Genomic DNA, 13,262 nt, shown 5'->3' on the forward strand with positions numbered 1-13,262 from the left:
TTTATTAGCGATCGCACCTTTTTTGTCCAACCTCACAAAATCGCGTTGCTCCCATCAGAAGCTCCATTTTTCTTAGCAAGCGTCGCGTGGGTATGGCGCAGAAAGTGGGCGCTGAATTTTATTCCCGCACTAGCAGAAATTTCCGCCATCATCAGTCGCAACCCCCGATCACTTAGAGGTTTACCTCTGTCTCGACGACTGGGACTAGGAAACACCGGCTCATCATTGCTTGCATCGCCACGGTAATCCAGTAGCACCGCACTAGTTTCCGGATCGAGACTAATAGTCCTGGTTTTATTTCGTTTCCCCGTTACAGTTAACAATAGACAATCCCCATCCTCCCGAAACTGTCGCCAAAATAACCCCGGCGTAACTATGCGCTTACCATAATCAGAAGTTTGCCGCGCAATTTCTCCCGCCCTCACCCCACTATAAAAGACGAGAGTCAACAGCAGCCAATGCATCTTATTAGTATTATGTTGCAAATCCACTTCAATCGCCGCTTTTTCCAACTTAGCAATCTCGCGTTCCGACAGAATGCGCTCTGCGAGCTTATCGTCCCACTGGATACTTAAGTCCTTGCCCAAGTCGATAGCAAAATAACCAATAGAAGCTCTAGTACCCCACTCCCACAAACTTTTAATCGCCGCAGTGTATTTAGCCGCAGTATTTTTACTAATTCCATAAGTATTTTTCTGTCCCCGTACTGGCTTTTCATCTTTTAGCCAAGCCAGGTAAGCGTGTAGATGAAATAACGTTACCATCCTAAAATCAGATATCCCAAACCGTGACTGCATATAATCGGCAAGCTCATAACCAATTTGCCGATATGCCCGTCGCGTTTGGTCGCTTTTAATAGTGACAGAATGCACCCATAGCTCAATTAGCTGCTCCGTCGAATTAATTCTCTGGCGGTTGGGAAAATAATAATCCACAAGGGCAACCCGAGCTTCACCAAGCGGCAGAGTCACCACCTCCACTGCAAGTGATTCCACGCTTAATACAGGTAAATTTTCCATAATAAAATTCCTCAACTCCCACTGATAATTATGATGCCGAGAATGACAATTCCCGGTATCTTTATGATAGTTGTTTCCCAAACACCACAAAATTAGTCATTAAAAATAATCTATATCGTATATACGCGGATATCCCGTGTGCGATGATGGTAGTGGGAGATAGAGAGGTAGGGGGAGTAAGTAAATATTAGACTCGAAGCAAATGGTAAAGAACTGGTTAGAAATCACTTCTCCACAACAAAAGCGCGAGGGACTGGTGGAATATCCGCAGATAAATATAAAACTTCTGTCTCAAGAAGACCAGGAGTTGGTGAAGCAGGCCAAGCAGCGTGCTGAGGAGTTGCGCTTAACTTTTAAAGAGTTTGTGTTGGATTGTATTAGAAATGCACTTGTAGAAGAGAGTCCCGATAGTGCAGATAATGCAATTGCTGCCGAAATTGAAGCTTTGAAAGCTCAAATCGCCGCCCTGTCAGAGAAAGTGAGTATCCCCTCTGCGACCAAAACAGAAGTGCATACCCTCCAGGAAAAGGTAAATCAATTGCGGGTGGGGATTTCAAATGAAATCAAGAAGGATAGGGAGCAACTTGCTTCTTTAACGTTGGCGCTCTCCCGCTTTGAAAGCCAAATTGAACAGCTAATACCTTCTTTAAATCTTCAAGGGGATGACGAAGGAAATTCTAACAGTGATAGCGACTGGCTGTTTGGGGAAGGTTTGGGTGGTGTGGGAGCAGAAGATGTTGAGAGTTTTTGAAATTGGTTGTGCTTGATATCTTTACTTATAAGCCCACTGGGTATTGAGATTGCAATGCTGGCAGTTTCGGCTGATGAGCCGAAAAGCAGCAGAAAGTCAGGGTTGTTCATTTAAGCCATGACTCCGACTCCAGAAACTTGGAAGCACGGCTTGGGATTAAGCACCTTAAGGGCAGATTTTTCAGGTAAAGGTATGTCTTACCAACCATTGGGCAAGGCTTTACAAGATTATCCCCCTTCTTTACTTGCGCCGATGAACCGTGAGGAATTAGAAAGGGCAATTACCCAACCTGCAGCGAGGTTTTCTGTGGAATTGGAAGAGGGGTTAGTTAATAAGTTAATTGATGATGTCGGTTTGGGGGAAGGAAGTTTACCTTTATAGCAGTTTGCTTTGACTCAACTGTGAGCAAAACAACGTCCTGGATTGTTGACGCATCAGGCTTATGCAGAAATTGGTGGAGTGACGCAGGCGATCGCAAATCACGCGGAGGCTGTTTATGCAAGGTTGAGTAAGGAGGAACAGAAAAGGAAGGTAAATTAATACGAACTCTAAAGGGTAATTATATAGATATTGTTCATAAAAGTCTTAACAACCCTATTATCCCTGATAGCGGAATTGGTCAAACAATAATACCTAAGAGTCAACAAATTTATACAATAGCTATTGGAATGGGTATAAGTGATTACTCAAGCTTTAGCTTTAGCCCCAATGGGAAAATAAATGCTTCTAGTGGATATGATGGAGAAATCAAACTTTGGAATAAAGATTTCAAGGAAATTCAAAGTTTTAGAGCCCCTATCGGTGGAGCTTTAAAAGTCTATTTCAACCAGCTTAGGTGATTTCCGAAAAAGAATTTACCACCTAAATTGGTTGAATCAAGATATCCCATTTGGGCAGAAGTGGATTTCTCTGCAATCTAGACTCGACTTGCTTCATGGCTTTCTTTGTCAGGGAAATTCCTTTTTGGTAAACAATGTTGCTTAAAGTCAAAATTGGATGTAACCCTTTCCAAGTCATGCTAGAAGCCCATGAAAGCATAACTTCAACATCAACAAGTTTGGTTCCATTCCAATGCTGTTCAAGAATGCCCCAACAGCGCTCTATGGGATTATATTTACTATGGTAGGGAGGATAGTAAAGCAACTGAATTGGTGTATTGATCAGGTCAACAAACTCAACTATCCTATTTAAAAATTGAGTTCGTATTCCGCTACTTTCAGGGCCGTTATCAACTTTAATTTGTATAAGTTCGATATCAATACGTTGTTCTAGTGTAATTGTGCTCCACCACTGAGTAAGGCTATCAACAATGAAATCGCTGGTTTTATAGGAACTGCCAAAGTTAATGTGTAGTTGTCCACTGTCTTCCTCTACAATCCCACAGGGAATATATTTTTCCTTGCATCCCATATCATGGTCGCTAGCTTGATTATCCCAAGATAGTTTTTCCACTCGCGTGAATAATCCCCAATATTAACGGTAGCTTTGCAATCCATGCTTAACCGCTTAACTTTTGCACTGGTCGCCCGATCAACGTTTTTGATGTTGTTAAAAATGTCGTCTGTTTGTGCAATTTTTTTTGAGGTTTGGCTTTTACCACTTTGCGAAGACGATAGCCCATTCGATTCAATACAATAGCCATTGTACTCTTAGATGGCAATTGCTCCTGGCTAAATCCCTGCTCTTTTAGTTCCTTCAATGCAGATGCTGCTGTTAATCTGGTATAGGCTAATGATTTTTTAAATGTTGGGTCTTGTTGAGCATGAGATTCTGCCAGTTGCAGCAGTGATAATGCTACAAGAGGTTGTTTTTCTTCCCAACGTTTTGCCCCACTAAAAGCTGACTGTAATCCCACACAGGTTATCCCTGTTCGTTTTTCTGCCAATCCTACCTCTACATTCTGTCTCCCCCAACTAAACACCGTTTCTGCAAGCCTTGCGCTACCATGACAATATTTCAAAGCAATCGTTGCTTGAAAATCCCGACGCTCTACGCCATCCATTTTCGATGCTGCCAGTCGCAAGTCTTCGATTTGCGATCGCGTTAATGATTTGGGTGTCCCTGAAACAGTTAACGTATCCAAATGCTTGCTCCTGTATCCCTAATCATCAAGATCATACTTTACCTGCATCGGTAAATTTTTTCTCAGAAATCACCTTATTTCTAACCTCACTCATAAACGAAAATTTATACTACAGTTTTTTGGTTCTGCTTGTCAGAAATATTATCTACTTTGTTGAGCAACCTGCGGAATGTAGGAAATAATGTCTTAAACGACTATTTTCTCTTTCCACTCTAGTCATATATATTTTCTTAACAATCTGGTCTTCATCACTAATAAAACATGGATAGACTGGATAGTCATCTGTGACATAAAAATAAGAATTTTAACATTTCATGAGATTCCATAATAATTTAAATGTTTCAGAACTTCTATCTCCTAAAACCCAAGTTATAATACCTGGAATATGCTTATTTACTGCTGTACATAACCAAATTTTGTTTTTTTTGACCAATAAAAGTTTCTGATTCATCTACTTGAGTTATTTCCGGAATTTCATCAGAGTTTGGAGCGTTTGGTAAAGTCTTCCCAATCGTTTTAACCCAATTGATTATTGTTGTATGGTGTATTTTTTCACTCTTTCTATTGCAGGGAAGCCAGAGCCATTTACGTACATTTCTAAGCACTCACGTTTAATTTCTTCCGAGTATCCTTGCAGCTCATAAAAATCAATAAATTGACGACCGCATTGGACACAAATGTAATGCAAGTTTACCAGATTTTTTGCCAATATGAGCGGATATGAGTTGATGCACACCTTGGACATTGCATAGCGATGTCTACGACGGGCTACGCCTACGCTTGAATTCATACTTCAATTATGCAACGCCAAAATTTCCCTAGCTTAAGAAATGATGCAATACAGTTCGCATCGCAGACGTGATTGAATCGACAGCACAGTGAAACCGGGGAGCGCATAGGTGCGACCCACCGTAGGTATCGCTCTCCAAAAATGGACGCAACCGTTGTGGTAAAGTAGAGAGTTCACGTCTGCGTCTTGCACAACCAATACGCGATCGCTCTAAAATAACCTGTATCTTCTTTTTTGCAGCCATTGGAAGAAACCAGGAGTAAACAAATAAAGCGTGCAAAAGCGTAACCTCATTTCTTTTGGCTTGATCGCACGAGTCTTTGATCATCTATGAGGTATTAAGACAATCTTACTTTTGTCAATTAGTAATTATACTTAAAAACTATGAAAAGTAGCGAAACGAAGTTAACTCTTGTCACGAATCCATGAACACAAATATTTCTCGTCCGCAAAAATACTACATTCGCATTTTGAGCTTAGGTATAGGTATCTTAGTAGTATTGTTGGGTATTTTCGCCAGCATTTCTTATGGTGCTGCTGACATTCCCATTGCCAAAATACTGACTGCATTTACTAATTATGATGACTCCACTGAACACATAATTATCAGATCGATGCGCTTACCACGTACACTGATTGCAAGTATGGTTGGTGCTAGTTTGGCTATAGCCGGAGCATTGATGCAAGGACTCACCCAAAATCCCTTAGCCGCACCAGGAATCTTAGGGATCAATGCAGGTGCAGCCTTAGCAGTGGTGACAGTGGTTTTTGGTTTGGGTACATCTTCAGCACCTCTAATTACCCTTGTAGCATTTATCGGAGCCTTAATAGCAGTGATCGCAGTTTATTCCCTCGGTTCACTTGGACATGGAGGCTCAACACCATTGAATTTGACTATTGCTGGTGCAGTTATAACTGCCTTGCTATCTTCAATTACCACAGGCGGACTAATTTTAAGCTCGCGCACTCTTGAAGAAGTGCGCTTCTGGTTAGCAGGTTCTCTAGCAGGACGAGACTTCAATCTATTCCTGACTGTGCTGCCCTGGATGATAGTAGGGCTATTAACAGCTTTTGCCTTGAGTAGACAAATCAACGTCCTCAGTTTAGGAGAATCGGTAGCTACAGGCTTAGGTCAGCAAACAGGTTGGATCAAGTTGGCAACAGCATCAAGCGTTGTCATATTAGCGGGGAGTGCTGTAGCACTAGCAGGGCCTATCAGCTTTGTCGGTCTGGTAGTTCCCCATCTGGCGCGGGGAGTAATGGGTGTTGATTATCGTTGGGTATTGCCTTGTACAGCCGTGTTTGGTGCAGGTTTACTAATATGGGCAGACTTAGCAGCCCGTTGGTTAATTAGACCCCAAGAATTGCCTGTTGGCGTAATGACAGCACTGTTAGGAGCGCCCTTTTTGTTGTATTTAGTGCGTTGGCGGGTGAAGAGAGGATGATAACAATTCAAAATTCAATACTTAGTAACCAGCCTGTAACTAGAGCATTGTTACTACTGCTATTACTCACGCTTGCAGTCTTGGGAATGAGTCTTAGTTTAGGAGATTATCCTGTGCCGCCAGTAGACATAGTGAAAGCTGTTGTTGGTTTACCAACTCAAGACGCAGAATCTCCCTTTGTTGTTGTAACTTTGCGTTTACCGAGAGTGTTAATCTCCTGGTTGGTAGGAGTGGGCTTGGCAGTTGCGGGTGCAATTTTACAAGGATTAACACGTAATCCTTTAGCTGACCCTGGTATTGTTGGGGTAAATGCAGGTGCAGCTTTAGCAGCCGTGACTTTGATTGTATTATTTCCGGCTGTACACACTATGTATTTGCCCTTAGCTGCCTTTGGTGGTGCTTTTGTTATGGCATGTTTGATCTACTTGCTAGCTGGGACGGGAGAAAAATCACCTCTGCGATTGGTTTTAGTGGGAGTAGCATTAGCAGCAATTATGGAAGCTTTTACGACTTTGATGCTAACTTTTGGTCAAATCAATGATGTTACTAGAGCATTGGTCTGGTTGGCGGGTAGTGTCGCTGGTAAAAGTTGGGAGCAAGTCTGGCAACTGCTACCTTGGATAGTTATCTTTGTTCCCTTTGCTTTACTGCTGGTTCGAGAACTTGATACTTTACAACTGGGTGATGCTGTAGCCAAAGGACTCGGTAGCCGAGTCACATGGCAAAGAAGCAAATTATTGTTAGTGAGTGTGGCGCTGGCTGGATCAAGTGTAGCTACAGCAGGTACTATTGGTTTTGTTGGATTAATGGCTCCCCATTTGGCACGTAGACTTGTTGGCTCAATACATAAAAATTTACTGCCAGTTGCTGCCTTGATCGGGGGATTATTGGTAGCAGCAGCAGATTTTTTGGGTAGGACTTTATTTTCTCCGACAGAATTGCCATGTGGTTTGCTAACTGCTGCCTTAGGAGCGCCTTATTTTATCTATTTACTGTATCAAAGACGGCAAAGATGAGTAGAAAAGGAAGAAATTAGGCGTTTTGTTAATCTGTATACCTCATTCCTTAAAGCTGTAAACTTTTGCAAGGTACAGTTCCAGAAAAATGAACAACTTTATGAAGAGAAAATGGCTAGCAAAGATAAAGGCGATGGTTAGTAGTTGAAAGTCTGTTGAGGCGGGAAACTGACTTAAAACAATTGACTAAGCAATTAGATAAACAACAGAAAATACAACAGACTGCAATCCCAAAACTATCTACTCAAGAATTTAATTATGAATTAGATGTTCGCCAAGTTGCTCAACAGTTAGCTGGCAAAATTAAATACCATTAAATGGAAAATCTTCAGATTCTTGAGAAGGCTCATTATCACAAATCTGGTCGTCCCAGTCTAGAGGAGTTACCTCATCGTATAACATACCCCTCTTCTGTCACTTTCCGGGTATTCTGAATAAAAGGATAAAAAAAGAAAACTCGGAAAAGTAAGTAGGACAATGAATGTATAATTACAAATCTTGAAACATTTGGCAAGAGATGCTCATCCAACAGTTGCCACCATAGATGAATATTGTGCAGAGTATAAAGACCTGTTTAAAGAAGTAAGAAATTATAAGTGCTTCAAATATTTACATTTGGGAATGATGTCACAAATTAAAAGAAAATTATTGCCCGAGATAGCGAAAGTCGTAAGTATAAACTCTCCACAGTCATTACATCATTTTCTAACCAAAGTCGTAAGTTAGGCTGGACAGATTACCGTTTCACTAATTTCCAACATATTGAGAGATGGTTCGCCAGCGCGTTGCGGGGTTCCCCCCGTTGTAGCGACTGGCGAACCCGAAGGGTGGGAGATTATTTTTTGTGTTTACACGATGATTAGTTTAAATTCTCCAGCCTTTTTATGCTTAAATTAATCTCGTAAACTTGAGACTGAGGCACAAGAAAATAGTAATGTTGATTTTTTTAATCATCCACAATGGAACCATGAATCCGGATGGAAGAATACTTTAAATAATCTGCGTCTTATTATCCAACCGCTTTTACTATTTTGGTTAATTTATCCCTGGTTAAGTATTTTCCCTAATTTACATTTATTTCTGGGATTGAATCATTTAATTGCTGCAATGAATCAATTTAAACCCTATTATTCTTCTGAATGATTTAGCTTATTTACTACTTGCTTATTCCGGAAAGTAACAGAAGAGGGATACATTTGCAAAGCCATTTGTTTGGAAGTTTTTAGGCTATCCAAATACTGCTTCAACTGGTTAGTTATTTCTGCCGCGATGCACTAGGTACGTCCGCTTTCCCATAGTCAGGTCAAAAATGGATAGAGCTTCGCCTTACCTTTGACTTTGGGATTTGTTACCACAGCAAAATCAGCGGCGACCAGCAATCTATTGCGGGACTTGTCGATGTGAATGCCAAGTGAACTTATGATTCCCTCGCCACTGTCAAAGGGCTGTAGGACACCATTGTCTTGGACAGCAGTTATTGAACCGTAGGTCACGGAACTCACCAGGAACACTTTTAAGCCAATAGAGGATTTTTAAATAGTAATAATTATCATTATAATTAACTGGTAATTTTATTTTTTGGAAGTCCTTTAAACCAAACTCAGCTCAAAATAATTCAAAATATTCTCTTTGCTCCCAGTTAGTCACCTGCTTTAAATACTCTTCTGGTGGCTGATCAGCGACGGACTGCAAAAAGCGATTAATTTCACTCTGTTTTATCTTAATAATGAAGTTTATGAACTGCTGCCCCATTTTTTGAGAAAAAAGTTCGCTTTTGCTCAAATATGAAATCGCCTCTAGCAAACTTTTGGGTAAGGTTGGATTTTCTGTCGTGTAAGGTGACTCTGTTGGAGAGCCAGGATCAAGTTTATGAGCTACACCATCTAACCCAGAAATCAATTGCGATGCCATGTAGAGATAGGGATTGGCTGCTGGTTCTCCAACTCGGTTTTCAATGTGGGTAGTGGGGTCATCAAAACCGCCTTGTAATCTAATCATTGCCCCTCGGTTTTCCAGCCCCCACCCTGCACGGTCAGGGGCTAGGGAATAAGGTCTAAATCTTTTATAGCCGTTAATTGTTGGGGTTGTGAATACAGAAGCAGCATTGGCGTGTTTAAGAAGACCACCAACGAAGTGTTTACCTAAATCTGACATGAGGGTTTCGGAGTTTGCAGACATGAAAGCGTTCTCGCCTGTGGTTTGGTCTACGAGGGATTGGTGCAAATGCCAGCCATTGGAAGAACAACCATGCAGTCCTGGACGACACATAAATGATGCGATATAACCTTGTTGACGGCAGATTTGCTTGGTCGCCATTCGGAATATCATCATTGTATCCGCAGCTTGCAATGCCGGAATCGGGTCAAAGGTAAATTCAAATTGACCGGCACCCCCTTCATTTTCTACACTCCTTAAAGGCAATCCCATTTCAACTAAGTTTTCTGCCAAAACGCGTAGCAAATCGTGAATCTCTGGATTGTGAGATTCTAAAAGGTATTGGAAGCTATGCTCTACGGCGCTAACTTTGGCAGATTCACCGGGTTTTCCAGAAGTACCAACATTAGCGATCGCTAACATTGGATCTGACAACTTTGCTAGATACCACTCAACTTCTAAGCCGACAATATACTCCAATCCTCTTTGATGTAACTCTACCAATGATTGCCTCAAAATACCGCGACTGGAAAAGGGCATTAGCTGACCATTTTGAAAATACTCATCACAGAGAATAAAGCCAGTACGTTTTGCCCAAGGGACAATTTTGAAGGTACGAGGATCAGGAACAGCCACAAGATTTGGCGCACCTGTCATCAGAGGCATATCCAAGCTACCGCCGGGAATGAAAGGGTTAAATACTATTGCACCACCAGTATCAAACAGGAATGTCCCTGTGCTGATTTGCATACCATTTTCCAGGGCGCTTAAAAAGGCTTGGGGTAAGAGCGACTTACTGCGAACAATGCCATGCTGGTCTGACCAAGCGGTACGAATCAACAATAGATCCTGTTCTTTAATAACAGCCTTGATCTTTTCAGATGCTTCTTTTTGGATTTCTGTCCACAGGTGATGACGCTCAATAAACCCAGGTCTTTTCATTTGGATTGCCTAATCATGTTCAACTGCTTGAGCGGTTAGTTTGAAATCAGCCTTCATTAGGCGTTTCCATTCTTGGTGATAACCGCGAATTGCTAACTCATCTGTTACAGGCCCAGTGATTACACCATCTTCATCTATATGATGGCGATCGCTGATGCCAAACCCACGATTCATCGCCACCCACTCGATTTCTGGAATACTTAGCCCCCGATGACATTCGGCAAAATTGATCATATCGTCAGGAACCCCAAAACTGGGGAAATCTTCTTGAGTTCTCATCCGCAGAACATTAACTTCATCTGGGACTCCAGACATCGTGGTGGCATATATTGTCAGTTGAGTGCGATCAACAGCTAGCGGTTCAATCACTTCGATTTGATTCCCAACAACTAGCAGATTAGGAAAAATAGTTAAATTCATCTGCGAACCAATGGACAAATCTAACCAATAAGGAGCCTGCTCACCCCACTTTTCTCGAAGCTTTGCTTCATAAGCTTCCCGTCCTGGCTGGGGTCGTTGTTGTTGCCAGAAAGCGCCAGGTCGTTTTTCGTAACTGGGACGCTGATCAATGAACATATGCCCATGACCAAGGTACTGCACATACATCGGCCCTTCGTCAGGATTGTGGGCAAAATATTGCATGTCTTTTTCGGGTTCTAAACGATTTGCCACAGCTAGTAAAGAACGGTGTGAAAACGCGACATGATAACCATCAGCGGCATTATCGTAGGTAAACTTCCAATTACCTTGATAAATCATTTTATGTGCGCTACTTTGCACGGTGATTTGAGCATTAGGAAAACGGTCAATCCACTGATCCAATAAATCTTTGGCTCGTCCGAGATAAGCGATTAAGTCTGGTGCTTCACAATTTAAAGTCCCAAAGATAAAACCACGATAGCTTTCTACCAAAGGAACTTGTCTCAGGTTAAATTCTGGGCGATGGAAGTCAGCAGCGTAACCTTTTGCCCAAGGAACTCCTGTAAGTTTGCCCGTGTTGCTATAAGTCCAGCCATGATAAGGACAGGTAAAAGTTTTCGCACAACCACGAGTTTCACGGCAAACTGTCGCGCCTCTATGGGTACAGCGGTTGAACAAAGCGCGAATTTTATCTTGGCGATCGCGCAGGATAATAATTGGACGATGCCCTAGATTAGATGTCTTAAAATCGTTGGGGTTAGGTATTTCGCTTTCGTGAGCAAGGTAAACCCAGGTTCCCCCAAAAATCCGAATCATTTCCTCTTGGAAAATTCTCGCATCCGTATAAACACAACGGTGGACTCGTTCTGGCTGAATTAGATAATCCCAATCATAGCCTTGCTTGACTTCGCCGTTTCCATGCAGCATGGTTAGCTTTTCTCAAAATAAATTTGACAAATAACTTGATGTAATATTGCTAACTTTAAGCTAATCTCTCTCTCAATTATCCATTTTTTTGTTCCTCATTATTCTATAACTTGATTAATAACCGCCAAAATGTGATCTCTTTTCACCACAGCTGTCACTTCCACGCCCCACTGGGATTTATTGAGTGCAGTCTCCCCTAAAACTCTTGCAGCTGATGGTGAAATACCATTTTTAAGACAAGTTTCATCAAAGCAAGAAACTAAGGTTTTCATGACCTTGATCCGCATCAATTAAATTCACCTGCTTGAGAGCTATTTTCCATTTGCCTTGCTGCTGGTGCAACCTGTGTCCATACCAGCCAGCAAAAGTTTGTGTCCGCCCTTGGCGAAATTCATGGATGAGAAAGTTGGAACGAATTTTGACCTCTTCTTCCTTTGCACACGAAAATATTTCAATGTTACTAATTATTCGGCTAGTACGCGATCGCGGTGTTTGAGCATAAGCAAAACCACACTGCAACCAAAATACCTTATCTTCCAAGCGTCTGTGGTCATCGAAAGCGATGGATACTTCTTTTCTCGGATCTCCACCACCTGGAGTGCTGGGAATCCAATAAAGGCATTTGCTAGTAAATAACCCCAACCAATCATTAAATTTTCCATCATCCAGTAACCGTGCTTCCAGAAACAGCAACGCTTTGCACTCTAACTCAATTGATTGATTAACTGGTTTTCCTCCATTCTCCCACTCTGGAAGTCTTTTAATTAATTCACTATAAAATATTTCATCCATGTTATAGGAATATCATGAACTTTTGGAGTTTTCTTCTTTGCTAACTGACACAATTTACTTCTTTTAATACCAAAATATTATCCTACATGACTTTAGACTAACTAATGACAAAAGCGTAGCATAAAGGGATTGTGGTGCTAAACACAAAGACTGTCATGTCCCTTGCGCGTCTTGTATAGTCAGTTAAAATACTCATTTGAGGGAGTGTTAAAAGATTTACTATCTAAGTTACAACTTAATTAGCAACAAAGCACTCAGTGACCACTACCAGATAGTGAAAAGTCAAGCACTTGGTAGCTTTGAACGAATTTAGATAGCTGATGGTTCAACATTAGAAGCATTATTTCGTAAGCTAAAAGGTATGCATAATAAGCACCAAATCACTGAAAAGCAGAATGAAGAAAAACTTCACGTTTCGTTTTGAAGACCAACGGGGTTGGTAACAGCTTCGTTGAGCTTAATGATATGTTGTATATCTACTGCCGATGTACTGGAAATATTTCACTATTTAAATCCAATTATCAGCAACAAATACACAACATTAACTACTCAATCTGAATCAGTAAATTTGGTTTGGGTCATTTTGATTGCCAACAAAGACAAAAAATTAAATCCTGAACCGCTCAGAATTTAAAATTTTAATGAAAGCAAGTGTCTGAATAAAGTTATTCAGGGAATAATACATTATCAATGACATGGATAACACCATTGTCAGCTTCCACATCTGAAGTCACAATGTAAGCATCATTTACCTTAAGATTATTCTCAGCATTAACTTTGATATCTTTTCCTTCACTTGTTGTTAGCTTTTGCAATTGAACTAAATCAGTCGCATTAATTTTGCTAGTAACCACATGGTACTCTAAAACCGGGAGCAACGCGATTTTGTGAGGTTGGGTGAAAAAGGTGCGATCGCTAAAATT

14 protein-coding genes and 4 pseudogenes are annotated in these 13,262 nt (G+C 41.2%); 7 read left to right on the plus strand and 11 right to left on the minus strand.

Features of this window, described 5'->3' with window-relative positions; all coding sequences use genetic code 11:
• Positions 1 to 32: 32 nt before the first annotated feature.
• Entirely contained in the window at positions 33 to 1,019 is a 987-nt protein-coding gene (locus Q0541_RS20510) for a site-specific integrase (RefSeq protein ID WP_298914401.1), read from the minus strand.
• A 256-nt stretch (positions 1,020 to 1,275) separates the two neighbouring features.
• Here Q0541_RS20510 and Q0541_RS20515 point away from each other — a divergent pair, with 256 nt between their 5' ends.
• From Q0541_RS20515 to Q0541_RS20525, 3 genes and pseudogenes are all read left to right on the plus strand, one after another.
• On the plus strand, positions 1,276 to 1,770 hold the full coding sequence (locus Q0541_RS20515; protein ID WP_366941906.1) for a hypothetical protein: 495 nt from the start codon (positions 1,276 to 1,278) through the stop codon (positions 1,768 to 1,770).
• A 117-nt stretch (positions 1,771 to 1,887) separates the two neighbouring features.
• Positions 1,888 to 2,310, plus strand: a pseudogene (locus Q0541_RS34550) (hypothetical protein).
• Between the two features lie 128 nt (positions 2,311 to 2,438).
• Positions 2,439 to 2,609: a hypothetical protein gene (locus Q0541_RS20525; protein ID WP_298914411.1), complete on the plus strand. Its 171-nt coding sequence runs from the start codon at positions 2,439 to 2,441 to the stop codon at positions 2,607 to 2,609.
• A gap of 22 nt (positions 2,610 to 2,631) precedes the next feature.
• Here the strand turns inward: Q0541_RS20525 and Q0541_RS20530 are convergent, their stop codons facing one another.
• From Q0541_RS20530 to Q0541_RS20545, 4 genes and pseudogenes are all read right to left on the minus strand, one after another.
• Positions 2,632 to 3,222 (minus strand): hypothetical protein, encoded by a 591-nt coding sequence (locus tag Q0541_RS20530; RefSeq protein ID WP_298914413.1) that lies wholly within the window; start codon positions 3,220 to 3,222, stop codon positions 2,632 to 2,634.
• Positions 3,141 to 3,772, minus strand: a pseudogene (locus tag Q0541_RS20535) (hypothetical protein). The gene Q0541_RS20530 and the pseudogene Q0541_RS20535 overlap by 82 nt, the downstream one beginning before the upstream one ends.
• 259 nt (positions 3,773 to 4,031) lie before the next feature.
• Positions 4,032 to 4,603: pseudogene (locus Q0541_RS20540) on the minus strand (IS1 family transposase); the annotation flags it as partial.
• A 68-nt stretch (positions 4,604 to 4,671) separates the two neighbouring features.
• Positions 4,672 to 4,887 (minus strand): hypothetical protein, encoded by a 216-nt coding sequence (locus Q0541_RS20545; RefSeq protein ID WP_298914419.1) that lies wholly within the window; start codon positions 4,885 to 4,887, stop codon positions 4,672 to 4,674.
• 181 nt (positions 4,888 to 5,068) lie between these two features.
• Between Q0541_RS20545 and Q0541_RS20550 the strand changes: the two genes are divergently transcribed.
• From Q0541_RS20550 to Q0541_RS20565, 4 genes and pseudogenes are all read left to right on the plus strand, one after another.
• Positions 5,069 to 6,088, plus strand: a complete 1,020-nt coding sequence (locus tag Q0541_RS20550) for an iron ABC transporter permease (RefSeq protein ID WP_298914422.1) — start codon at positions 5,069 to 5,071, stop codon at positions 6,086 to 6,088.
• Entirely contained in the window at positions 6,085 to 7,104 is a 1,020-nt protein-coding gene (locus Q0541_RS20555; protein WP_298914425.1) for an iron ABC transporter permease, read from the plus strand. The genes Q0541_RS20550 and Q0541_RS20555 overlap by 4 nt, the downstream gene beginning before the upstream one ends.
• Before the next feature lie 182 nt (positions 7,105 to 7,286).
• Positions 7,287 to 7,421 carry a hypothetical protein gene (locus tag Q0541_RS20560; RefSeq protein WP_298914428.1) on the plus strand — a complete coding sequence of 45 codons (135 nt, stop codon included), beginning with the start codon at positions 7,287 to 7,289 and terminating at the stop codon, positions 7,419 to 7,421.
• A gap of 178 nt (positions 7,422 to 7,599) precedes the next feature.
• Positions 7,600 to 8,247: pseudogene (locus Q0541_RS20565) on the plus strand (hypothetical protein).
• A gap of 155 nt (positions 8,248 to 8,402) precedes the next feature.
• Here the strand turns inward: Q0541_RS20565 and Q0541_RS20570 are convergent.
• From Q0541_RS20570 to Q0541_RS20595, 6 genes are all read right to left on the minus strand, one after another.
• Complete coding sequence (locus Q0541_RS20570) at positions 8,403 to 8,606, minus strand: hypothetical protein (RefSeq protein ID WP_298914431.1); 204 nt, start codon at positions 8,604 to 8,606, stop codon at positions 8,403 to 8,405.
• Positions 8,607 to 8,709: 103 nt separating this feature from the next.
• On the minus strand, positions 8,710 to 10,200 hold the full coding sequence (locus Q0541_RS20575) for a glutamine synthetase family protein (RefSeq protein ID WP_298914434.1): 1,491 nt from the start codon (positions 10,198 to 10,200) through the stop codon (positions 8,710 to 8,712).
• A 9-nt stretch (positions 10,201 to 10,209) separates the two neighbouring features.
• Positions 10,210 to 11,547, minus strand: a complete 1,338-nt coding sequence (locus Q0541_RS20580) for an aromatic ring-hydroxylating dioxygenase subunit alpha (RefSeq protein ID WP_298914437.1) — start codon at positions 11,545 to 11,547, stop codon at positions 10,210 to 10,212.
• 98 nt (positions 11,548 to 11,645) lie between these two features.
• Complete coding sequence (locus tag Q0541_RS20585; protein ID WP_298914440.1) at positions 11,646 to 11,819, minus strand: hypothetical protein; 174 nt, start codon at positions 11,817 to 11,819, stop codon at positions 11,646 to 11,648.
• On the minus strand, positions 11,794 to 12,339 hold the full coding sequence (locus Q0541_RS20590) for an aromatic-ring-hydroxylating dioxygenase subunit beta (protein ID WP_298914442.1): 546 nt from the start codon (positions 12,337 to 12,339) through the stop codon (positions 11,794 to 11,796). The genes Q0541_RS20585 and Q0541_RS20590 overlap by 26 nt, the downstream gene beginning before the upstream one ends.
• A 665-nt stretch (positions 12,340 to 13,004) precedes the next feature.
• Positions 13,005 to 13,262: fasciclin domain-containing protein (locus Q0541_RS20595; RefSeq protein WP_298914445.1), on the minus strand; the 258-nt coding region annotated here is incomplete at its 5' end.

It is taken from the genome of uncultured Nostoc sp. (assembly GCF_937863485.1).
In the GTDB taxonomy this organism is placed as follows: Bacteria; Cyanobacteriota; Cyanobacteriia; order Cyanobacteriales; family Nostocaceae; genus Nostoc.

Coding starts and splice junctions, on each gene's coding strand:
- Q0541_RS20510 (WP_298914401.1), bottom strand. CDS start 1,019: ATGGAAAATTTACCTGTATTAAGCGTGGAATCACTTGCAGTGGAGGTG.
- Q0541_RS20525 (WP_298914411.1), top strand. CDS start 2,439: ATGGGTATAAGTGATTACTCAAGCTTTAGCTTTAGCCCCAATGGGAAA.
- Q0541_RS20545 (WP_298914419.1), bottom strand. CDS start 4,887: ATGGCTGCAAAAAAGAAGATACAGGTTATTTTAGAGCGATCGCGTATT.
- Q0541_RS20550 (WP_298914422.1), top strand. CDS start 5,069: ATGAACACAAATATTTCTCGTCCGCAAAAATACTACATTCGCATTTTG.
- Q0541_RS20555 (WP_298914425.1), top strand. CDS start 6,085: ATGATAACAATTCAAAATTCAATACTTAGTAACCAGCCTGTAACTAGA.
- Q0541_RS20575 (WP_298914434.1), bottom strand. CDS start 10,200: ATGAAAAGACCTGGGTTTATTGAGCGTCATCACCTGTGGACAGAAATC.
- Q0541_RS20580 (WP_298914437.1), bottom strand. CDS start 11,547: ATGCTGCATGGAAACGGCGAAGTCAAGCAAGGCTATGATTGGGATTAT.
- Q0541_RS20585 (WP_298914440.1), bottom strand. CDS start 11,819: ATGAAAACCTTAGTTTCTTGCTTTGATGAAACTTGTCTTAAAAATGGT.
- Q0541_RS20590 (WP_298914442.1), bottom strand. CDS start 12,339: ATGGATGAAATATTTTATAGTGAATTAATTAAAAGACTTCCAGAGTGG.